Raw genomic sequence first — 19,660 nt, 5'->3', positions numbered from 1 at the left:
GGCAGACGAGCCGTGGATAGGCTGCCCCGATGCCGCTGGTCTATCGCGAGACGGTCCCGGTCCAGGAGCCGTTCGGAACGGTGCTGTGCCTGCACGGCTACCCCGAGTCGTCCTACATGTGGCGCCACCTCCTGGAGGCGGTCGCCGACGCGGGCTGGCAGGCGGTCGCCCCGGACCTGCCGGGCTACGGCGACTCGCCCTACGGGGGCTCGGGCACGTGGCAGGCGCACGTCGACGCGGTCGACGCGTTCCACCGCGAGCAGGAGCTGGGGCACGTCGTGCTGGTCGTCCACGACTGGGGCGGGCTGATCGGCCTGCGCTGGGCGTGCGAGCACCCCGAGGCCGTCCGGGCGCTGGTGATCAGCGACACGGGCTTCTTTCCCGACGGCAAATGGCACGGCATGGCCCAGGCGCTGCGCACACCCGGTCAGGGTGAACAGCTCGTCGACGGACTTGACCGCGACGGGTTCGCGGGCATGCTGCGAACCGTGAGCCCGAACCTGGACGACCGCAGCATCGACGAGTACTTCAAGGCCTACGCCTCCGAGGAGGCCCGGCGCGGCCAGCTGGAGCTGTACCGCTCGGGCGAGTTCTCCGAGCTCGCGCGGTACGACCTCTCCCAGCTGGCGGTCCCATCCCTGCTCCTGTGGGGCGAGGACGATCCCTTCGCGCCCGTCGCCGGCGCGCACCGCTTCGCCCGCGAGCTGCCCGACGCGGAGCTGCACGTCGTGCCGGGAACCGGCCACTTCGTCTACGACGACGAGCCGGGCGCCTGCTCGGAGGCCGTCGTCGCGTTCCTGGAGCGCGTCTGATGCATCGCCGCGAGATCAGGTCCTGGCTGATGGACATGGACGGCGTGCTCGTCCACGAGGAGCAGGCGATCCCCGGCGCCGACCGCTTCCTCGACGGGCTGAAGGCGCGCGGCATCCCGTTCCTGGTGCTGACCAACAACTCCATCTACACGCGGCGCGACCTGTCGGCGCGGCTGCGCGCGTCCGGCCTCGAGGTGCCCGAGACCGCGATCTGGACCTCGGCCAACGCGACGTCCCGCTTCCTGGAGGAGCAGCGCCCCGGCGGCTCGGCGTTCACGATCGGCGAGGCGGGCTTGACCACCGCGCTGCATCAGGCCGGCTACACGCTGACCGAGCGCTCACCCGACTACGTGGTCCTGGGCGAGACGCGCACGTACTCGTTCGAGCGCATCACGCAGGCGATCCGCCTCATCGCGGCCGGCGCGCGCTTCATCGCCACCAACCCTGATCCGACCGGTCCGACGCCCGACGGCCCGCTGCCGGCCACCGGCTCGGTCGCGGCGCTGATCAGCCGCGCCACGGGCGTCGAGCCCTACTACGTCGGCAAGCCCAACCCGTTGATGATGCGCTCGGCGCTGAACGCGATCGACGCCCACTCCGAGACGACCGCCATGATCGGCGACCGGATGGACACCGACATCGTCTCGGGCCTCGAAGCCGGCTTGGAGACCGTCCTCGTCCTCTCCGGCGTCGCCACCCGCGAGAGCGCCGAGCGCTTCCCCTTCCGCCCCTCCCGCATCGTCGACTCCGTGGCGAACCTGGCCGAGGAGATCGAAGCCGGCGCGGTCATTCCCGGATAGCCGCGCGCACCTGCTCGCGGAAGGCCACGAACGACGGGTCGCCGCGCAGCCCGTCGGTGCGGTCCTCGGGCGTGAAGGGCGGGCGCTCGTCGAAGACGATGCGGCCCGGGCGGGGCGACATGACCAGCACGCGGGTGCCGAGGAAGACGGCTTCCTCGACGCTGTGGGTGATGAACAGCGCGGTCTTGCCCGACCCGAGCCAGACGCGCAGGAGCTCAGCCTGCAGGCGCTCGCGCGTGAGCGCGTCGAGCGCGCCGAACGGCTCGTCGAGCAGCATGATCGCCGGGTCATTGGCCAGGACGCGGGCGATCTGGCAGCGCTGCTGCATGCCGCCCGAGAGCTCGTAGGGCGCGGCGGCGGCGAACTCGGCCAGGCCCACCCGCGCCAGCTGCTCGTCGGCGATCGCGTGGCGCTGCGCCCGGCGCGCGCCCCGCAGCCGCGGGCCGAGCGCGACGTTCTCGCGCACGCTCAGCCACGGGTACAGGTTGGGCTGCTGGAAGACGACGCCGCGCTCGGGCCCCGGCGCGGCGACCCGCGCGCCGCCGACGAGCACCTCGCCCGTCGACGGCGTCAGGAAGCCGGCCAGCAGCTGCAGCAGCGTCGTCTTGCCGCAGCCCGACGGGCCCACCAGCGCGACGAGCTCGCCCGCCTCGATCTCGAGGTCGAGCGGGCCGAGGGCGTGCACCTCGGCACCGCGCCCGTCGTAGGTGTGGGCGACGCCCCGGAGCGCGACGGGCTCAGCCGCCGACGGCACTGGCGAATGTGGCGTCGACGGCCGACGCGTATGACGCCTCGGGCTGCACCTTCGGGATCTGGGCCAAGGACTTGTTGAACTCCGCCGCGGCGAGGAGGTTCTTGGCCAGCCCGCCGCCGAGGTAGTCGGCACCGGTCTGCTCGGCCGCGGTGAGGAAGATGAGGTCCTTCATCTGCGGCAGCACCTCCTCCGCCCCGACGTTGAGCTCGGCGCCGACGGCCGTCGCGGCCGCGTTGGGATCTGACCGGAACAGCTTGACCGCGCGGTCCTGCTGGGCGACCCAGGTCTTGACGGCGTCGGGGTACTTGGAGGCGAAGTCCTTGGTCACGACCGCGAGGTCGTAGGTGGTCTTGCCCTGCTGGGCGAGGTCGGCGCTGCTGATCAGCACGTGCCCGCCGTCCTTGATGAGCTTGGCGAGGTTCGGGTTCCAGACGTAGGCGCCATCGATGTCGCCGCGGCTCCAGGCGGCCGCGATGTCGTCGGGCTCGGCGTCGATGACCTTGACGTCCTTGGCCGACAGCCCGGCGCCCTGCAGCGCGGCGAGCAGCGAGTAGTGCGAGGTTGACGCCAGCGGCGTGGCCACCTTCTTGCCCTTGAGCTGGTCGATCGAGGTGATGTCCTTCTTGACGACCAGCGCTTCGGCCTTGCCGATCACGTCGTGGATCCACGGCACCTCGTAGGGCAGCGGCTGCGAGAGGCCGCGCGCGACGGGGCTCGACCCGGCCAGGCCGATGTCGACGCTGCCGCCGGCGACGGCCTCGTTGACCGATCCGCCGGAGTCGAAGAGCTTCCAGTCGATCTCGGTGCCGGGCAGCGCCTTCTCCAGCCACTGCTCGTGCTTGACGACGAGGTCGCCGTTGGGGATCGCCTGGTAGGCGATGGTGATCTTCTTCGGGGCGCTGGTCGCGGGCTTGGCGTCGGCCTGCGCGCCGCCGGCGCTGCCGCCGTCGTCGGAGCCGCAGGCGGCCAGGGCGAGCGTGCCGGCAAGCAGCAGGGCGAGGAGGAAGGGTCTCGGGGTCATGGGGTGGGTCTCCTTGGTCAGGACTTGCCGCGCCAGGGGACGACGCGCTGCTCGAGCGCTCGGACCAGCTGGTCGAGGACGATGGCCGACAGCCCGATCAGCACGATGCAGAGCACCGCGACGTCGGTCTGCTGGAACTTCTTGGTCTCCCAGGCGAGGCCGCCGATGCCGGGGATGCCGTCCACGGTCTCGGCGGCGACGATCGTCGTCCAGGCGAAGCCGATCGCCAGGCGGACGCCGGTGAACAGCTCGGGCAGGACGGACGGCAGGACGACGAAGCGGGTGACCTGCCAGCGGTTGGCGCCGAGCGCCAGGGCGCCGTCGATCTGCCGGCGCGGGATGCCGCGCACGCCGTGCAGGACCGAGAGCGTGATCGGCGGGAAGGCGGCGAGGAAGAGGAGCCAGACCTTCGACGCGTCCTCGATGCCGAACCAGATGATCAGCAGGCTGAAGTACGCCAGCGGCGGCAGCGCGCGCACGAACGTGACGTACGGCTCGAAGATGACGCGAAACGGCGTGACGGTCGCCAGCAGCAGGCCGAGCGGGACACCGACCACGATCGCCCAGCCGACGCCGCGGATGATGCGCCAGAGGCTGTGCCACAGGTGCTCGTGGAGGTAGTAGCCGCTGAGGCCGCGGGCGCCGTCGTGCGTGGTCTCGCCGTCGATCAGCCGCTCGAAGACGGCGCTCGGATCCGGGACGAACAGGTCGGACCAGACGTTCAGCTCGGCGATGAGCCACCAGGCGCCGAGGAACACGCCCAGCGACAGCGTTCGCAGCGCGACGCGGCGCGTCCGCGGCGCGGTCAGGAGCCGCCGGGCGGACCGGCGCGGCCGGTCGTCCGTGGCAGTGCGGGGGAGGGTGGCGGTGGTGTCCGACATGCGACGCCGCGCAACCTACCTAATTTCGACCAACAATGTAGGGAAAGCCCCGGAAGGCACGTCGGACGCGGGCGCCCTAAGGTCCCGCCGCATGTCGCTGACCCGCACATTGTTCGACGACGACCATCGCTTGTTCCGCGAGTCCGCCGCGGCGTTCGTGGACCGCGAGATCCTGCCCCGCGCCGAGGAGATCCGCGAGGCCCGGCGCATCCCGGCGGAGCTCTGGCTGACCGCCGGCGAGATGGGGTTCCTCGGCGTCGCCGTCCCCGAGGAGCACGGCGGCAGCGATGTCGACTTCCGCTACAACGCGATCTTCAACGAGGAGCTCTCGCGCGCGGGGATGGCGTACTCCTCGTCCTTCACGATCCACTCCGACGTCTGCGCGCCGTACCTCACGCGCCTGACGACCGACGAGCAGAAGGCGCGCTGGCTGCCGAAGTTCTGCTCCGGCGAGATGATCACCGCGATCGGCATGACCGAGCCCGAGGCCGGCTCGGACCTGCAGGGCCTCAAGACCACCGCGCGGCGCGATCCCGCGCACCCCGGCGAGTGGGTCATCAACGGCTCCAAGACGTTCATCACCAACGGCGCCCACGCGGGCATGGTCATCGTCGCCGCGCGGACGGCGACCGACCCGAAGGGCCGCGGCATCTCGCTCTTCGCCGTCGAGGAGGGGATGGAGGGGTTCACCCGCGGGCGCAAGCTCCACAAGGTCGGCCAGCACGAGGCCGACACCGCGGAGCTCTTCTTCGAGAACGTGCGCGTCACCGACGACGCGCTGATCGGCGAGGTCGACCGCGGGTTCCACCACATGATGGAGCACCTCGCGCAGGAGCGGCTGGGGTCGTCGATCTCCAACCTCGCCAACGCGGCGCACATCCTCGGCGTGACGTTGGAGTACATCAAGTCACGCAAGGCGTTCGGCCGGCCCGTCGGCACGTTCCAGAACAGCCGCTTCCTGGTCGCCGACCTGCAGACGCGCGTCGACGTGACGCAGGCGTTCGTCGACCGCTGCATCGAGGCGCACGTCGCGCATCAGCTGTCGGCGGTCGACGCCGCCAAGGCCAAGTGGTGGAGCGCCGAGGTCCAGAACGTCGTGATCGACGCCTGCGTGCAGCTCCACGGCGGCTACGGCTACATGGAGGAGTACGAGGTCGCCCACGCGTGGATGGACGCGCGCGTGACGAAGATCTGGGCCGGGTCCAACGAGATCATGAAGGAGATCATCGGGCGCGACCTGGGGCTGGGGGAGGTCCGGCCATAGCCGGCTCGGCGTGGATGAGCCGGTAGCCGCCGTCGCTGGTCCGGATGCCGAGGAACTCGGGCGTGGCGCACTCGACGACGCCGTCGATGCGCGGCAGGGCCGTGGGGATCAGCGCGTCGGCGTCACGCAGGAGGGCACCGGCGGGGAGGAGGTGATGGCACATCGGGCGAAGGTAATCGACGCTCCGCGCCGTGTCTTCTCCGAAAGTGCTCGGTTCTACGCCTTGGCCTTGGACCACTCGGCCTTGTGCACGCGCTTGGCCGCCTGGTAGTCGGCCAGCGCCTGTGCGGAGTCCACGTCGCCGAGCGTCGGGTGCCACGGCACCAGGTCCTGGGCGACCTCGACGCCGAAGCGCTTGGCCAGGACCGCGCCCAGCGCCTTGATCTTCATCTCGCCGAACCCGGGCAGCGCCTGGAGGTTGGCGCGCAGCGCGTCGGCGTCGGCGGCGTCGGTCCAGACGCGGGCGGCGTCGCCGTCGTAGTGGTCGCGGACGTACACGGCGAGGTCGTGCACGCGCTGGGCCATCGATCCCGGGAAGCGGTGGATCGCCGGCTTCTGGCGGAAGACGGGCTCGAGGTCGGCGCCGGCGAGCGTGGCGGCGTCGATCGCGCCGAGGCGCTCCTGGAGCGCGAGCGGTCCGGCGAACGCCTTCTGGACCGTGATCTGCTGGTCGAGGACGAAGCCGACCAGCAGCGCCATCGGGTCGCTGGCGATCAGCGCGTTGGCCTCGTCTGAGTCGGTGAAATGCAGGGCGTCGGGCACGACGCGATCCTACCCCGCGATACTGCTGGCGTGAGCGACCTCAACGTGTTGGGCGGACCGCTGGAGTCCTGCGGCATCGACCCCGTCACCGGCTTCTACCGGGACGGCTACTGCACCACCGGCCCCGAGGACCGGGGCAGCCACACGATCTGCGCCGTCGTGACGGCGGAGTTCCTCGCCCATCAGCGCTCGATCGGCAACGACCTGACGACGCCGATGGAGGCCTACAACTTCCCCGGGCTCGTGCCCGGCGACCGCTGGTGCGTGACCGCCGCGAACTGGCTGCAGGCCCACGAGGACGGCGCTGCCGCCTACGTCATCCTGGCGTCCACCCACGAGCGCGCGCTCGAGGTCGTGCCGATCGAGGCGCTCAAGGAGCACGCGGTCGACGTGCCGTCGGACCCGGGCTCGCTGCGGGACTGACCGCGGCCCCGCTCAGCCCTCGAGCGACTCCGCGGTCTCCAGCCACGCCGACTCGAGCTCCTCGCGCTCGGCCAGGACGGCGGTGAGCTCGGACTGGAGCTCGCGCAGGCGGGTGTGGTCGGTCGCGCTGGCGGCCATGTCCTCGTGCAGCTGCGCCTCGCGGGCCGTGAGCTTGTCGAGCGCGCGCTCCAGCCGCGCGACCTCCTTGCGCGCCGCGCGCACGACCGCGCCGGAGGGCGGGGGCTTCGCCGCGCCGGACCCGGACCCGGACCCGGACCCGGGCGCCGGCGCGGCCGCGGCCTCCGCCGCCGACCGGCGCAGCTCGACGTACTGCTCGATGCCGCCCGGCAGGTGCTGGAGGCCGCCGTCGCCGGCCAGGGCGTAGACGTCGTCGGTCACCCGCTCGACGAAGTACCGGTCGTGGCTGACGACCACGAGCGTGCCGGGCCAGCCGTCGAGCAGGTCCTCCAGGGCGGTGAGCGTGTCGATGTCCAGGTCGTTGGTCGGCTCGTCGAGCAGCAGGACGTTGGGCTCGTCCATGAGCAGGCGCATGAGCTGCAGCCGCCGCCGCTCGCCGCCGGAGAGGTCGCGCACCAGCGTGCGCGCGCGGTCGCCGCGGAAGCCGAAGCGGTCGCACAGCATCCCGGCGGTGATCTCCTCGCCGCCACTGAGCGTCGCCCGTCCGCGCACGGCCTCCAGCGACTCGAGCACGCGCTGGTGACCGGGGATCTCCACCGTGTCCTGCGACAGGTGGGCGATCCGGACGGTCGCGCCGCGGTCGACCTCGCCGGTGCTCGGCGCCAGCTCGCCGCTGAGCAGGTTGATCAGCGTGGTCTTGCCGGAGCCGTTGACGCCGACGAGCGCGACCCGGTCGCCGGGGCCGAGGCGCCAGGTGACCTTGCGCAGGACGCGCTGCTCGCCGTAGGCGACCGAGACGTCGACGGCGTCGAGGACCTTGTCGCCCAGGCGCGACGTGGCGAAGCGCAGCAGCTCGGCGCGGTCGCGGACCTCGGGCTCGTCGGCGATCAGCGCGTTGGCGGCCTCGATCCGGAACTTCGGCTTGGCGGTGCGGGCGGGAGGCCCGCGGCGCAGCCACGCCAGCTCCTTGCGCATGAGCTGCTGGCGGCGGTCCTCGCGCGCCGACGCCTGCCGGTCGCGCTCGGCCCGCGCCAGCACGTAGGCCGCGTAGCCGCCCTCGTACTGGTGGACGGCCTCGTCGGAGACCTCCCAGGTCGCGGTGCAGACGGCGTCCAGGAACCAGCGATCGTGGGTGACGACGAGCATGGACCCGCGGCGGGCCGCCAGGTGCCGCGCCAGCCAGTCGACGCCCTCGACGTCGAGGTGGTTGGTCGGCTCGTCGAGCAGCAGCAGCTCCGGGCCGTCGAGCAGGAGCTTTGCGAGCGCGATCCGGCGCCGCTCCCCGCCCGACAGCGGCGCGATGGGCGTGTCGAGCCCCTGCGGGAAGCGCGCCATCGCGACGCCGCCGAGCAGGCCGTCGAGCACCGAGCGGAACGTCGCGTCGCCCGCCCATTCGTGGTCGGCGCGCCCGCCGATGAGCTCCTCGCGGATCGTGCGCCGGTCGTCGAGCTCGTCGCCCTGGCCCAGCAGCGCGAGCCCGACGTCGCCGGCCCGCGTGATCGCCCCTGCGTCGGGCTCCTCCAGCCCCGCGATCAGCTGCAGCAGCGTCGACTTGCCGTCGCCGTTGCGCCCGACGATCCCGATCCGGTCTCCCGCCGCGACCCCGAGCGTGACGTCGCGCAGCACCGACCGGCTCCCGTACCCCTTGTCGACGTCCTTGAGATTGACGAGATTGCGCGAGGCGGCCATCTCGCTCCCATCCTGCCGTGAACGCGGCGCGGGCGTCCGCCGCCTGCACCGTCGCGCGTCGACCGACGGGTCGCTTACTGCTGTGCCTTCGGCGGGTGCTCACGACGGCGGTGTATCTACCTGCATACCGCCGCGCGTCGATCCTCGGCCATGTCCCGCCTACTCCCGACCTTCACGATGCGGCCGTTGCCGCAGTCGCGGTAGAACCCTCGCTCGGGCTCGTACGGCATGACTGCGAGGTGGCGCGTCTCGGATCCGACGGTGATCGAGAGCACGCCGGCAGCCTTGACCTCGAACGCTGCGACGCCGTCGCGATGTGCTCTGGGGAGGTCGAGAGCCAGAAGCAGGAGTCCCGCGATGCAGGCCGCGGCCGCTGCGATGCGCGAGCGTCCGTGCGCAAAGATCAGGGTTCGGGAACTAATTGCTCTGATGTTCAGCGGGAAAAGTACGGCCACACTCGGGGCGCCCGCGCACCCGCGACTCACAGCCGGCGGTGCATCACGTGCAGCCCGACGTAGCCCAGGGCCGGATGGTCGAACGCCTCGGGCACGGTGCCGATGATCTCGAAGCCCAGGGAGCGCCAGAGCGCCACGGCAGGGGCGTTGGTCTGCACCACCGCGTTGAACTGGATCGCGCGGTAGCCGGACGCGCGGGCCCACGCGATCATGTGCTCACCGAGGGCGCGGCCGATGCCCTGGCGCCCGTGGGCCGGGTCGACCATGAAGCTCGCGCTCGCGACGTGCGCGCCCGGCCCCATCCGGTTGGCGTACATGCTCGCCGAGCCGAGGACGGTGCCGTCGTCGCGGTCGACCGCCACGACGGTGCGCCCCGGCGGGGCGACCATCCATATCGCGCGTGCGCCCTGCTCGCCGACGTCGCGCGGGTAGGCGTACGTCTCGCCCGCGGCGACGATCTCGTGGAAGAACGGCCAGATCGCCGGCCAGTCGGCGCCGGTCGCGTCGCGGATCGTGAACGCGGGCGCGCCGCTCATGCCTCGTGTCCCGGGTGGATGTGGCGAGCGCGGTGGAAGGTGAACTCCGGGCCGGTCGCGCCGTGCCGGCACGCCTCTGGCTCCAGCAGGTGGCCGATGTGGTCGCCCAGGTCCAGGCGCACGAGGATCCGGCCGGCGAACCAGTTCTCGCACGCGTCGAGCAGCGGCACGTCGCCGGGCCCGGGATGCCACGCCGTCCGGGCGAACTTGTCGGCGTCGTCGCCGGTCGTGCCGCCGAACAGCTCGGCGAGCTCGACGGCGGAGTCGGGCACGAAGTGCACCGCGAGGCGCTCCGCCTGCGCCGCCACGCGCGTCGTGTGGTTGCGGCGCGAGAGGCACACCAGGAACCGTGAGGGATGGATGCTCGTCTGGGTCGCGAACCCGACGAGGCATCCGGCCGGCTCGCCGCCGGCGGCCGCCGTCACGATGAACATGGGGTAGTCGAGCTCACCCATGAGCTCGTCGAACACCGAGGGGCCGGTCACCCCTCCAAGCTACCGCCACGGCGACCGGTACTGGTTGGTGAACATCTTGCACCGGCCGCCCGCCGTCGGATACGGTCGTGCCGGATTCCAGACCGAGGAGCGCTGATGGCACCCGAACGCGGCACGCTGGCCCCGATCAAGCACATCGTCGTCTTGATGATGGAGAACCGGTCGTTCGACCAGATGTTGGGGTACTTGAACCTCGATCCCTGGAAGCTCGAGGGCGTCAACGGGCTGGTCGAGGGGATGTCCAACCCCGACGCCGAGGGCGTCGCCGTCCCCATCCATCCGTTCGGCGCCGGCGAGACCGCGTTCACCGTTGCGGGCAAGCCGTACGACCACTCCTACGACCCCGACCACGGGCCCGACGGCGTCGCGCTGCAGCTGGCCGACGGGAACCAGGGCTTCGTCACGCAGTTCATCGCCAGCCGCAGCGACGAGGCGTTCGCCCGGCGCGACCTCGTGATGGGCTACTACACCGCCGACCACCTGCCGGTCTACGACCACCTGGCCCGGCACTTCTGCGTCTGCGACGCCTGGCACAGCTCGGTCCCGGGCGACACATGGCCCAACCGCCAGTACGCGCTGGCGGGCCAGGAGAGCGAGCGCGTCGCCGAGGCGTTCGGGCGTGCGCACGGCCTCGAGAACAGCAAGCTGTGGGACAGGCTGCAGGGCGCGCCGATCTTCGACGTGCCGGCGTTCACGCGCCGGTTGCGCGACGAGCAGTGGCGCTGGTACTCCCACGATCCCGGCACGCTGCGCGCGGCCGACGGCCGCTACCGCGACCCCACCAAGCTGTACCGCGACAACTTCACCTACTTCGACCGCAAGCGCGTGAGCTTCGCGACCGAGCTGCTGGAGTCGATCATCACGACGCGCGACAGCTTCCTCGACGACGCCGCCAAGGGCGAGCTGCGCCAGGTGTCGTGGATCGACCCCAACTTCATCGACCTGCACGTGCTCGACCCCAACTCCAACGACGACCATCCGCCGTCCGACGTCAAGGCCGGCCAGGCGCTCGTGCTCGACGTCTACGAGGCGCTGGTCAACAGCCGCGACTGGAACGACACGCTGCTGGTGCTGGTCTACGACGAGCACGGCGGCTTCTTCGACCACCAGGTGCCGCCGCCGGTCGACGACGGTGACGGTGGCAAGTACTCCACCTACGGCGTCCGGGTTCCCGCGATCGTCGTGGGTCCGCGGGTCAAGCGGCACGTCAACCACAGGCTGTTCGACCACGCCACCCTCGTCAAGACGATCCTCACGGCGTTCGCCGACGACCCCAACGCGGCGCTGGCCGCGATGCCGCAGCGCGTCCAGCGCGCCAACGACCTCGGCGAGGTCCTCCAGGAAACGGTGCGCACCGACCTGCCGGACCGCGGCGACCTGCACGACGCCATGGACCGCTGGCGCGCGGAGGCGCGCCGCGCCCGCCAGTCGGCCGCGCCGGCGGCGGTCTCGGAGGCCTCCGACGGCGCCGGTCAGGACTTCGTCCCGCACGCCTTCCAGGAGGAGTTCGCGACGTTCGTCGCCGCGCTGCGCGAGGCCAAGGCGGCGCCGCCCGGGCAGCCGTAGGAGACTGTGTCGCTATCGCGACTGGGGACCCACCTCCGGCGGCGACGGTTGGCCATCGTGGGCCTCGGCCTCGCTGGCCGCCTACGGCACCCCTAGCCGGCAAAGCGCCAAGATGACGGCGTGACGTCCGCGAACATCGAGCTCGTGATCCTCTCCGCCGACGCGCTGCAGGCGCTCGTCGCGGCCGACCTGGCCGGCGCCAGTGCCGAGGCGGGCGTCGCGCTGCCGGCGGAGTTCCTCGACGACACCTGGCTCTGGTCGCTGCGCCTGGGCCAGTTGATCGGCGAGCCCGCGTGCGCGCCGTGGCTCGTGCGCGCGGTCGTGCCGCGGCCGGGGCACGCCGCGGTCGGGCATGCCGGCTTCCATGGCGAGCCGGACGCCGACGGGATGGTCGAGGTCGGGTACCGCATCGTGCCCGCACACCGGCGCCGCGGCTACGCCCGCGCGTCGCTGGCGGCGCTGCTGGACTTCGCCCGCGAGCACGGCGCCCGGACCGCGCGGGCATCGATCTCGCCCCGCAACGCGCCCTCGCTGGCGCTCGCGGCGTCGTTCGGCTTCGAGCGGACCGGTGAGCAATGGGACGAGCGGGACGGAAGAGAGCTGGTGTTCGAGCGCCCTTTGACATAGTGTCAACGCTGTCCGCCGGTCCCGAGCACGAGGTCAGACATGTCCGCCGATCCCGTTCCCCTCGAAGAGACGCTCGTCACCGAGCGCGAGCTGTGGCAGGACGGTCCGCCACACGCCGTGTTCGAGCGGATGCGCGGCGAGTGCCCGGTGCACTGGACCTCGGAGATCACCGAGTACCCCGAGGAGGACGGCTTCTGGTCGGTCACGACGGCCGACGACGTCCACGCGGTCAGCCGCGACTGGGAGACCTACTCGTCGGCGACGGGCTTCACCGCCCTGACCAACGCGATCCTCCCGCTCGAGCTCGGCCAGGCGATGTTCATCGGGATGGACCCGCCCAAGCACGACCGCCTCAAAGCCCTGTTCCAGCGCGGCTTCACGCCCAAGCGCATCGCCGAGCACGAGCCCGCCATCCGGGAGATCGCGCGCGGCGTGCTGGACCGCCTCGACGGCCGCGACGCGTGCGACCTCGTGACCGACGTCGCGCAGCCCGTGGTCGCGCGCGTCATCGGCAGCTTCATGGGCACCGCGCCCGAGGACGACGAGATCTGGGCGCGCCTGATGAACACGACGCTCGGCGCCGGCGATCCCGACCTCAACCCCGAGGGCGTGCAGACCGTCATGGAGCGCGACGTCCCCGAGATCTTCGCCCGCTGTGCGGCGCTCATCGCGGAGCGGCGCGAGCGCCCGACCGAGGACCTGATGAGCGTGCTCGTGCACGCCGACATCGACGGCGAGAAGCTCGAGGAGCACGAGATCGTCATGGGGTTCTTCCTCCTCGTGGCGGCCGGCAACGACAGCACGAAGGCGACGTTCTGCAGCGGCATGCGCGCGCTGCTGGAGGCGCCCGACCAGCGGCAGCTGCTGCTCGACGACCCGTCGCTGATCCCGTCGGCGGTCGAGGAGTCGCTGCGGATGTTCCCTGCCTTCGCGCACTTCCGCCGGACCGCGACGCGCGACGTCGAGCTCAACGGCGCCCAGATCCGGGAGGGCGACAAGGTGGTCATGTGGTACGTGTCGTCCAACCGCGACGCGACCCGCTACGAGGACCCTGACCGCTTCGATGTGCGGCGCAACCCCGAGCACCAGGCCTTCGGCGCCGGCGGCCGGCACTTCTGCCTCGGCACGGCGCTGGCGCGGCTCGAGCTGCAGATCCTCCTGGAGGAGACCCTCGCGCGCTACCCGGCGATGGAGCTGGCGGGCCAGCCCGAGTTCGCCGAGTCGCCGTTCATCAACCAGCTGAAGACCCTGCCGGTGCGGCTGGGGGCCGAGACGGCGGTGTAGATGCCTCAAGGCGTCCGCCCGAGCCTGTCGCTGTTGGCTCGGGGTGGGCCTGTCGAGCGCGGTCTCACCGCGCCGAACAGGCCCACCCCACCCGAGGCGCCCGCGGAGACACCACCCGCCGGCGCCCAGCCCGGCGCGCGTTCTCGTCGCTGATCCCCGACCCCGCCGAACGGGATTTCCCGGCGAACGTCCCCGCGCGACCCACTAGCCCGATCGGGTCATCCGAACGCCGGCGGCCAATTGACAAGACGTCGGCGTTCAGTTTACGGTCGGCCGCCATGCCGGCAGCAGACCACCATGCCCCTGAAGCCACCCCGGAGGGGTCGCAGACCCGATGAGCGTCGCCGAGCGCTCGATGGGCCTCGGGCTGCGGGCCCTGACCCGCCTGGCGGGCTCGGACGTGGTCGATCGCCTCGGCGTGCGCCGGCCCGCCGAGCGTGCGGTCTACCGCGCCACGCGCGACGGCTTCCGCGTCGTCGATCGCGCCGGCCGGACCTTCGCCGCCGCCCGGCGCGGCTCGGCCCCCGCGCGCCTGCCCACGACGGGCGGCAGCGGCGGCCTCTTCGACCTCGCGCCGACCGACGAGCAGGAGATGCTCGTCGCGGCGTGGCGCGACTTCGCCGCCGAGCAGCTGCGGCCGCGCGCCGACGAGGCCGAGCGCGCGACGCTGCATGACACCTTTCGCGAGGCCGACGCGCTGGGCCTGACGATGCTCGGCGTGCCCGAGGAGCTCGGCGGCGCCGTGAGCGAGCGCTCCGCCGTGACCGCGATCCTCGCCGCCGAGGCGCTGGCCCACGGCGACGCCGGGCTCGCCGTCGGCGCGCTGGCGCCCGCCGCGGTGGCGACCGCGCTCGCGCTGTGGGGCGACGCCGACCAGCAGGCCACCTACCTGCCCGCGCTGGTGGGCGACGACGTGCCCGCCGCCGCGCTGGCGATCGCCGAGCCGCGCGCGCTCTTCGATCCGCAGCATCTGGAGACGGTGGCCCGCCCGGCCGCGGGCGGCTACGTGCTGTCGGGCACCAAGGCGCTCGTGCCGCGCGCCGAGGACGCGGAGCTGCTCGTCGTCGCGGCGCGCGTCGACGACGCGCGCCCCGCGCTGTTCGTCGTCGAACCCGCCGACGGTGGCGTGCTGGTCCGGCCCGACCCCGCGATGGGCCTGCGCGGCGCCGCGCCCGGGCGCCTGGTCCTCGAGGACGTGCGCGTGCACCGCGGCGCGCTGCTCGGCGAGGCCGACCCGGCGGTCTACGCCGAGTGTCTCGCGCGCAGCCGCGTCGCGTGGGCCGGGATCGCGGTCGGGGTGGCGCGGGCGGTGCTGGACCACGTCATCCCCTACGTCAACGAGCGCGTCGCGTTCGGCGAGCCGATCAGCCACCGCCAGGCCGTCGCGTTCTCGGTCAGCGACATCGCGATCGAGCTGGAGGGGCTGCGGCTCGTCACGCTGCGGGCCGCCGCCCGTGCCGACGCCGGCCTCGACTTCGCCCGCGAGGCCGCCCTGGCACGCATGCTGTGCGACCAGCGCGCCGCGACCATCGGCTCCGACGGCGTGCAGCTGCTCGGCGGCCACGGCTACGTCTGCGAGCACCCGGTGCAGCGCTGGTACCGGGACCTGCGAGCGGTCGGACTCATGGAAGGCGTCCTGCTCGCATGATCAACCTCGAAGTGCCCCGCAAGTTCGGACCGCTGGTCGCGCAGGCGCGGCAGGTCGCCGACGAGGTGTTCCGGCCGATCTCGCGCAAGTACGACCGCGAGGAGCACGCGCGGCCCAAGGAGCTCGACATGCTCGCCGCGGTCATCGACGGGATGACCGACGGCAGCGAGACGGGGGGCGCGGGCGCGACCGGCGTGCGGCGCTCCGCCAACGGCGACGGCCCGCAGGGCAACCGCAACGGGTCGAACCTGTCGACGGCGTTGAGCGTCATGGAGCTGTGTCGCGGTGACGTCGGGCTGCTGCTGTCGGTCCCGCGCCAGGGCCTGGGGAACTCGGCGATCGCCTCGGTCGCCGACGACGCTCAGCTGCAGCGCTACGCCGGCCGCTGGGCGGCGATGGCGATCACGGAGCCCGACGCCGGCTCGGACTCCGCCGCGATCCGCACGACCGCGGTGCTCGACGGCGACGAGTACGTCCTCAACGGCGAGAAGATCTACGTCACCGCCGGAGAGCGCGCCGAGCTCGTCGTGGTCTGGGCGACGCTCGATCGCTCGGTGGGCCGCGCGGCGATCAAGTCGTTCGTGGTGGAGCGCAGCAACCCGGGACTGGTGCTCGACCGGCTCGAGCACAAGCTCGGGATCCGCGCGTCCGACACCGCGGCGTTCCGGCTGGAGGACTGCCGCGTGCCGCGCGAGGACCTGCTCGGGCCGCCCGGCATCGAGGTCACCAACGGCTTCGCCGGCGCGATGCAGACCTTCGACAACACGCGGCCGCTGGTCGCCGCGATGGCGGTCGGGCTCACCCGCGCGTGCCTGGAGGAGACGCGGGCGCTGCTGCGCGAGGCGGGCGTCGAGGTCGACTGGGATCGCCCAGCGGCGCGGCAGACCGCCGCGGCCGCGGAGTACCTGGCGATGGACGCCGACTACGAGGCCGCGCGCCTGCTGACGCTGCAGGCGGCGTGGATGGCCGACAACGGCACGCCGAACTCGCTGCAGGCCTCGATGGCCAAGGCCAAGGCGGGGAGGACCTGCGTGGACGTGGCGCTGCGCTGCGTCCGCCTCGCGGGCACGCTCGGCTACAGCGAGGACCTGCTGCTGGAGAAGTGGGCGCGCGACGCGAAGATCCTCGACATCTTCGAGGGCACCCAGCAGATCCAGCTGCTCATCATCGCGCGGCAGTTGTTGGGGTTGTCGTCGGCGCAGCTGCGCTGAGCGTCACCGAGCGGCGGCGGCGTCCCAGTCGATCGCGTCGAACACCCGGAGCAGGCGCGCGCCGCGCGCCGGGTTCAGCGCCGCGACCCACGCGATCCGGCCCAGCAGGTGGGCGCGGAAGTCGGCCACGCCCGCGCGGTTCTGCGAGGCCGGCCCGTGCCGCGCGGCGTTGTGGAGGATCGCCTTCAGGCGGTCGAACTCCTCGCGCGGCACGTTGGTGCGCTGGTTGACGACGATGCCGCCGACCACCTGGCGGCCACCCGCGGTCATGACCCGCGTCTTGCGCTCGTTGAGGCGCAGGCCCTCGTCGGCGACGATCGCCCGCACGGTGGCGGTGACCTTCTCGGCCCGGCGAGCGAGCCCGGGGCCACCGGACAGCACGAGGTCGTCGGCATACCGCGTGTAGGTCGCGCCCAGGCGCGCGGCGAGCCCGGCGAGGCGCCGGTCCAGGGAGAAGGCGCAGAGGTTCGCGAGCATCGGCGACGTGGGCGCGCCCTGGGGCAGGTGGGGCGCGGCCAGCCGCCGGCCGAGCAGCGCGTGGGCCCGTCGCAGGTGCGGCGCGCTCGGCGCCGGGATCTCCGCCCACGCGCCGGCCGCGACGCTGTTGGTCATCAGGCCCGTGAGAGCGTGCGCGACCGCCTCGGGGTAGCCGGCGGTGCGCAGCACGCCCCAGACGCGGCCGGCGGCGAGCGAGACGAAGAAGTCCTCCACGTCGAAGCGCAGGACCGCGGGCGCGCCGCAGTGCGCGGCGGCGTGGCCGGCGACCGAGCGGCCGGCGACGAACCCGTGCGCCGCGGGATGGGCCGGGATCCACGCGAGCACCTCGTGCAGGAGCCGGCGCTGGATCGCCTTCAACCGGGGCTTGGGCTGCTCGAGCAGGCGCACCGGTGCGTCGGGCCGAGCGATCCAGGCGTAGGTGTAGTGGCGCAGCCGCCGGTCGGGCGCCGCGCGTTCCCAGGAGCGGACGTCCGCGAGCCACGCGAGCCGGCCGGCGTCGAGATCGAGGAAGGCGCCGAGGTCGGCGACGGTCGCGAGGTCCGGCACGGCGGGCCACCGGCGCGGGCCCATCGCGCCGGTGTCCAGGAGCCATCGGCGCACGTGCGCCGGCGGCGGAGGCGGTCCCGCGCGACCGCGCACGGCGTCCAGCACGACCTCGACGAAGGCGGCCAGCTCGCGTGGCGCGTCGCGGGGCGGCCGGGGGTAGGCCGCCAGCACGCGGTCGACCACGTGCCGCAGCCGCCGCGGCGGCGGGATCACCGTCGCGCGTGCCCGCTCGGTCAAACCGGCCCGGTCCCACTCGCCCGCGAGGAACGCGGCGGCGAGCGCCCTGGCGAGGAAGCGGCGGGTGCGGTGGTCGGGCATCGGCGGGGTTCGGGCGCGCGACGCCGGCCCCGACGCTCCCTCGTCGTGCGTGCCCAGACCTGCAGCGATGCGCAGCCACGGGCACGCGTTGCCGTGCGGTGGTTCCACTGGATCCCCGGGGTGGCCCCGGAGAGACGCGTCGCCGCCCGAAGGCGGTCCGCGTCGGCTCGGGATCCGGCGCCGCGCAGGGCGAGCATACGGCTACCGGTCGGGCAGCTCCCACTCGGCGTCGCCGAGCGTCACGAGCACCGGCTCGCCGAACCGCGCGGTCACAGTCAGCGACACGTCGGGCGTGACGGTCTGGTACTGCGCCATCGCGACCGAGCGGCCGCCGAGCAGCTCCGAGAGGTCGCGCATCGCGTCGGCGAGCATGTCCAGCCCGCCGATCGTGCCGACGACCTGACCGCTGGCCGCATCGACCTCGAACGGCGGCAGCTGGCGCAGCTCGATGGCCCCGCCGAGCGACTCGGCCTCGAGCTCGATGGCGTGGGGGAGGTGGAGGATGCGGTCGCCCAGGCGCACCTCGACGGGCGTCAGGCGCCCCACGTCGATGAGTGCGGGCGCGCGGTCGGGCAGGTCGACGACCACCGCGACGCGCAGTGCGCCCGAGCGGTGGAGCACGTCTCGCAGCGTCTCGACGACCGCGTCGAGGGGTCCGACCGAGGCGACGAGGTCGATCGGTTCGTCGGCGTCGTCCATGCCCGCAGGATGCCACGCGCTCGACGGAGATCGGCGCTTGACCCAGCCACCGGACCCTGTGAGAGGATGGCGCCGGAGGAGCCGAGGGCATGGAACGCCTGCACACAGCCGCAGCACCGTCGAGCGTCGCCCCGGAGGCGGCCGGTCATCTGGCGCGACTCTTCGCGATGTCGCCCGATCTCCTGGCCGCCGCGGGCTTCGACGGGCTGCTGAAGGAGTTCAACGACGCGTGGGAGCAGCAGCTCGGCTGGACGCGCGCGCAGCTGGGGACCCGGCCCTATCTGGAGATCGTCCATCCCGACGACCGCCAGGCGACCGAGCGCGAGATCGCGCGGCTGGCCGCCGGCGAGACGGTCACCGAGTACGTCTGCCGGCTGCTGTGCGCCGACGGGTCGATCCGCTGGATGGCGTGGAGCGGCGCGCCAGGCGACGAGGCGTTCTACATCGTCGGGCGCGACGTCAGCGACCGGCTGGCGATGGAGCACGAGCTGGCCCAGCGCGCCGAGCGGCTGCAGGGCACCAACGCCGAGCTGCAGGACTTCGCCTACACGGCGTCGCACGACCTGTCCGAGCCGCTGCGGATGGTCGCGAGCTTCCTGTCGCTGCTGGAGCGCCGCAGCGCCGGCGGGCTCGACGAGTCCGGGCGTGAGTACCTGCGCCAGGCGCTCGACGGCGCCGGGCGCATGCGCCACCTCATCGACGACCTGCTGCTCTACTCGCGCGTCGCCAACGAGGAGCCGCGCCGCCAGCAGGTCGACCTCGGCGAGCTGGTCGCCGACGTCCTCCAGATCCTGGGACCGGCGATCGAGCAGGAGGACGCGACCATCGAGGTCGGCCACCTGCCGACGCTCGAGGCCGAGCCCGGGCAGATCGCCCAGCTGCTGCAGAACCTGATCGGCAACGCGGTGAAGTTCCACGCGCCGGATCGCCCCGCGGTCGTGCGCGTGACGGCGCGGCGCACGATCGGCGGCACCGTGGTGACGGTCGCCGACGAGGGGATCGGGATCCCCGACGCCGACCAGGAGCGGATCTTCGCGATGTTCACGCGGCTGCACGGCCGCGACACCTACGCGGGCACGGGCATCGGCCTGGCGATCTGCCGCCGGATCGCCGAGCGCCACGGCGGCCGCATCTACGTCGAGTCCTCGGTGGACTCCGGCAGCGCCTTCCACACCCTGCTGCCCGACGCGCCGACCGTGCCGGGCACGCCGCGCGCGGCCACGGCGGGCTGAAC

20 protein-coding genes are annotated in these 19,660 nt (G+C 72.8%); 10 read left to right on the top strand and 10 right to left on the bottom strand.

Translation table 11 applies throughout. From position 1 onward, the window contains the following. Nucleotides 1–29: 29 nt before the first annotated feature. Both VK501_RS07140 and VK501_RS07135 read left to right on the top strand, forming a co-directional pair. Nucleotides 30–812 (top strand): alpha/beta fold hydrolase, encoded by a 783-nt coding sequence (locus tag VK501_RS07140; protein ID WP_324336077.1) that lies wholly within the window; start codon nucleotides 30–32, stop codon nucleotides 810–812. Next, a complete protein-coding gene (locus VK501_RS07135; protein ID WP_324336075.1) occupies nucleotides 812–1,612 on the top strand; it encodes an HAD-IIA family hydrolase in 801 nt (266 codons plus the stop codon). The genes VK501_RS07140 and VK501_RS07135 overlap by 1 nt, the downstream gene beginning before the upstream one ends. Here VK501_RS07135 and VK501_RS07130 read toward each other — a convergent pair. From VK501_RS07130 to VK501_RS07120, 3 genes are read right to left on the bottom strand one after another with little or no spacing between them, the layout of a single operon-like run. Beyond that, a complete protein-coding gene (locus VK501_RS07130; protein WP_324336074.1) occupies nucleotides 1,599–2,366 on the bottom strand; it encodes an ABC transporter ATP-binding protein in 768 nt (255 codons plus the stop codon). The genes VK501_RS07135 and VK501_RS07130 overlap by 14 nt on opposite strands. Then, a complete protein-coding gene (locus VK501_RS07125; RefSeq protein WP_324336073.1) occupies nucleotides 2,350–3,387 on the bottom strand; it encodes an ABC transporter substrate-binding protein in 1,038 nt (345 codons plus the stop codon). Before VK501_RS07125 ends, VK501_RS07130 begins: the two co-directional genes overlap by 17 nt. A 17-nt stretch (nucleotides 3,388–3,404) precedes the next feature. Next, nucleotides 3,405–4,268: an ABC transporter permease gene (locus VK501_RS07120; RefSeq protein ID WP_324336072.1), complete on the bottom strand. Its 864-nt coding sequence runs from the start codon at nucleotides 4,266–4,268 to the stop codon at nucleotides 3,405–3,407. A gap of 97 nt (nucleotides 4,269–4,365) precedes the next feature. Between VK501_RS07120 and VK501_RS07115 the strand changes: the two genes are divergently transcribed. After that, nucleotides 4,366–5,532 (top strand): acyl-CoA dehydrogenase family protein, encoded by a 1,167-nt coding sequence (locus VK501_RS07115; protein WP_349260984.1) that lies wholly within the window; start codon nucleotides 4,366–4,368, stop codon nucleotides 5,530–5,532. On the opposite strand, the gene VK501_RS07110 is transcribed toward VK501_RS07115, so the two are convergent. Together VK501_RS07110 and VK501_RS07105 are read right to left on the bottom strand one after the other, a co-directional pair. Then, nucleotides 5,492–5,695 carry a hypothetical protein gene (locus tag VK501_RS07110; protein ID WP_324336069.1) on the bottom strand — a complete coding sequence of 68 codons (204 nt, stop codon included), beginning with the start codon at nucleotides 5,693–5,695 and terminating at the stop codon, nucleotides 5,492–5,494. The two genes, VK501_RS07115 and VK501_RS07110, sit on opposite strands and share 41 nt — an antisense overlap. Before the next feature lie 53 nt (nucleotides 5,696–5,748). Beyond that, on the bottom strand, nucleotides 5,749–6,294 hold the full coding sequence (locus VK501_RS07105; protein ID WP_324336067.1) for an HhH-GPD-type base excision DNA repair protein: 546 nt from the start codon (nucleotides 6,292–6,294) through the stop codon (nucleotides 5,749–5,751). A gap of 30 nt (nucleotides 6,295–6,324) precedes the next feature. Here VK501_RS07105 and VK501_RS07100 point away from each other — a divergent pair, with 30 nt between their 5' ends. Further along, nucleotides 6,325–6,717, top strand: coding sequence for a DUF2237 domain-containing protein (locus tag VK501_RS07100; RefSeq protein WP_324336065.1), 393 nt, complete (start codon nucleotides 6,325–6,327; stop codon nucleotides 6,715–6,717). A gap of 12 nt (nucleotides 6,718–6,729) precedes the next feature. Here VK501_RS07100 and VK501_RS07095 read toward each other — a convergent pair whose 3' ends face one another. From VK501_RS07095 to VK501_RS07085, 3 genes are all read right to left on the bottom strand, one after another. Continuing rightward, nucleotides 6,730–8,544, bottom strand: a complete 1,815-nt coding sequence (locus VK501_RS07095; RefSeq protein ID WP_324336063.1) for an ABC-F family ATP-binding cassette domain-containing protein — start codon at nucleotides 8,542–8,544, stop codon at nucleotides 6,730–6,732. A 481-nt stretch (nucleotides 8,545–9,025) separates the two neighbouring features. Beyond that, a complete protein-coding gene (locus VK501_RS07090; protein ID WP_324336061.1) occupies nucleotides 9,026–9,535 on the bottom strand; it encodes a GNAT family N-acetyltransferase in 510 nt (169 codons plus the stop codon). Continuing rightward, nucleotides 9,532–10,020, bottom strand: coding sequence for a flavin reductase family protein (locus tag VK501_RS07085; RefSeq protein WP_324336060.1), 489 nt, complete (start codon nucleotides 10,018–10,020; stop codon nucleotides 9,532–9,534). Before VK501_RS07085 ends, VK501_RS07090 begins: the two co-directional genes overlap by 4 nt. A gap of 105 nt (nucleotides 10,021–10,125) precedes the next feature. Here VK501_RS07085 and VK501_RS07080 point away from each other — a divergent pair, with 105 nt between their 5' ends. The 5 genes from VK501_RS07080 to VK501_RS07060 all read left to right on the top strand — a co-directional run bounded on the left by VK501_RS07080 (nucleotide 10,126) and on the right by VK501_RS07060 (nucleotide 16,365). Beyond that, nucleotides 10,126–11,595 (top strand): alkaline phosphatase family protein, encoded by a 1,470-nt coding sequence (locus tag VK501_RS07080; protein WP_324336058.1) that lies wholly within the window; start codon nucleotides 10,126–10,128, stop codon nucleotides 11,593–11,595. A 120-nt stretch (nucleotides 11,596–11,715) separates the two neighbouring features. After that, nucleotides 11,716–12,222 carry a GNAT family protein gene (locus VK501_RS07075; protein WP_324336056.1) on the top strand — a complete coding sequence of 169 codons (507 nt, stop codon included), beginning with the start codon at nucleotides 11,716–11,718 and terminating at the stop codon, nucleotides 12,220–12,222. Nucleotides 12,223–12,261: 39 nt separating this feature from the next. Then, the gene (locus tag VK501_RS07070; protein ID WP_324336053.1) at nucleotides 12,262–13,506 is read left to right on the top strand and encodes a cytochrome P450; all 1,245 of its coding nucleotides are present in this window, start codon (nucleotides 12,262–12,264) and stop codon (nucleotides 13,504–13,506) included. A gap of 355 nt (nucleotides 13,507–13,861) precedes the next feature. After that, the gene (locus tag VK501_RS07065) at nucleotides 13,862–15,154 is read left to right on the top strand and encodes an acyl-CoA dehydrogenase family protein (RefSeq protein WP_349260983.1); all 1,293 of its coding nucleotides are present in this window, start codon (nucleotides 13,862–13,864) and stop codon (nucleotides 15,152–15,154) included. Then, nucleotides 15,151–16,365, top strand: a complete 1,215-nt coding sequence (locus VK501_RS07060) for an acyl-CoA dehydrogenase family protein (protein ID WP_324336049.1) — start codon at nucleotides 15,151–15,153, stop codon at nucleotides 16,363–16,365. Before VK501_RS07065 ends, VK501_RS07060 begins: the two co-directional genes overlap by 4 nt. A gap of 3 nt (nucleotides 16,366–16,368) precedes the next feature. On the opposite strand, the gene VK501_RS07055 is transcribed toward VK501_RS07060, so the two are convergent. Continuing rightward, nucleotides 16,369–17,727 (bottom strand): reverse transcriptase family protein, encoded by a 1,359-nt coding sequence (locus VK501_RS07055; protein ID WP_324336047.1) that lies wholly within the window; start codon nucleotides 17,725–17,727, stop codon nucleotides 16,369–16,371. 201 nt (nucleotides 17,728–17,928) lie between these two features. Further along, nucleotides 17,929–18,426: a hypothetical protein gene (locus tag VK501_RS07050; RefSeq protein WP_324336045.1), complete on the bottom strand. Its 498-nt coding sequence runs from the start codon at nucleotides 18,424–18,426 to the stop codon at nucleotides 17,929–17,931. Between the two features lie 89 nt (nucleotides 18,427–18,515). Between VK501_RS07050 and VK501_RS07045 the strand changes: the two genes are divergently transcribed. After that, nucleotides 18,516–19,658, top strand: coding sequence for a sensor histidine kinase (locus tag VK501_RS07045; RefSeq protein WP_324336043.1), 1,143 nt, complete (start codon nucleotides 18,516–18,518; stop codon nucleotides 19,656–19,658). Nucleotides 19,659–19,660 lie beyond the last annotated feature (2 nt).

The sequence above is a fragment of the Baekduia sp. genome (genome assembly GCF_035318805.1).
Classification (GTDB): domain Bacteria; phylum Actinomycetota; class Thermoleophilia; order Solirubrobacterales; family Solirubrobacteraceae; genus Baekduia.
This window is presented reverse-complemented; position numbering and strand designations above follow the sequence as displayed.

Coding starts and splice junctions, on each gene's coding strand:
- VK501_RS07135 (WP_324336075.1), top strand. CDS start 812: ATGCATCGCCGCGAGATCAGGTCCTGGCTGATGGACATGGACGGCGTG.
- VK501_RS07060 (WP_324336049.1), top strand. CDS start 15,151: ATGATCAACCTCGAAGTGCCCCGCAAGTTCGGACCGCTGGTCGCGCAG.
- VK501_RS07120 (WP_324336072.1), bottom strand. CDS start 4,268: ATGTCGGACACCACCGCCACCCTCCCCCGCACTGCCACGGACGACCGG.
- VK501_RS07070 (WP_324336053.1), top strand. CDS start 12,262: ATGTCCGCCGATCCCGTTCCCCTCGAAGAGACGCTCGTCACCGAGCGC.
- VK501_RS07090 (WP_324336061.1), bottom strand. CDS start 9,535: ATGAGCGGCGCGCCCGCGTTCACGATCCGCGACGCGACCGGCGCCGAC.
- VK501_RS07110 (WP_324336069.1), bottom strand. CDS start 5,695: ATGTGCCATCACCTCCTCCCCGCCGGTGCCCTCCTGCGTGACGCCGAC.
- VK501_RS07055 (WP_324336047.1), bottom strand. CDS start 17,727: ATGCCCGACCACCGCACCCGCCGCTTCCTCGCCAGGGCGCTCGCCGCC.
- VK501_RS07140 (WP_324336077.1), top strand. CDS start 30: ATGCCGCTGGTCTATCGCGAGACGGTCCCGGTCCAGGAGCCGTTCGGA.
- VK501_RS07045 (WP_324336043.1), top strand. CDS start 18,516: ATGGAACGCCTGCACACAGCCGCAGCACCGTCGAGCGTCGCCCCGGAG.
- VK501_RS07065 (WP_349260983.1), top strand. CDS start 13,862: ATGGGCCTCGGGCTGCGGGCCCTGACCCGCCTGGCGGGCTCGGACGTG.
- VK501_RS07080 (WP_324336058.1), top strand. CDS start 10,126: ATGGCACCCGAACGCGGCACGCTGGCCCCGATCAAGCACATCGTCGTC.
- VK501_RS07050 (WP_324336045.1), bottom strand. CDS start 18,426: ATGGACGACGCCGACGAACCGATCGACCTCGTCGCCTCGGTCGGACCC.
- VK501_RS07095 (WP_324336063.1), bottom strand. CDS start 8,544: ATGGCCGCCTCGCGCAATCTCGTCAATCTCAAGGACGTCGACAAGGGG.
- VK501_RS07125 (WP_324336073.1), bottom strand. CDS start 3,387: ATGACCCCGAGACCCTTCCTCCTCGCCCTGCTGCTTGCCGGCACGCTC.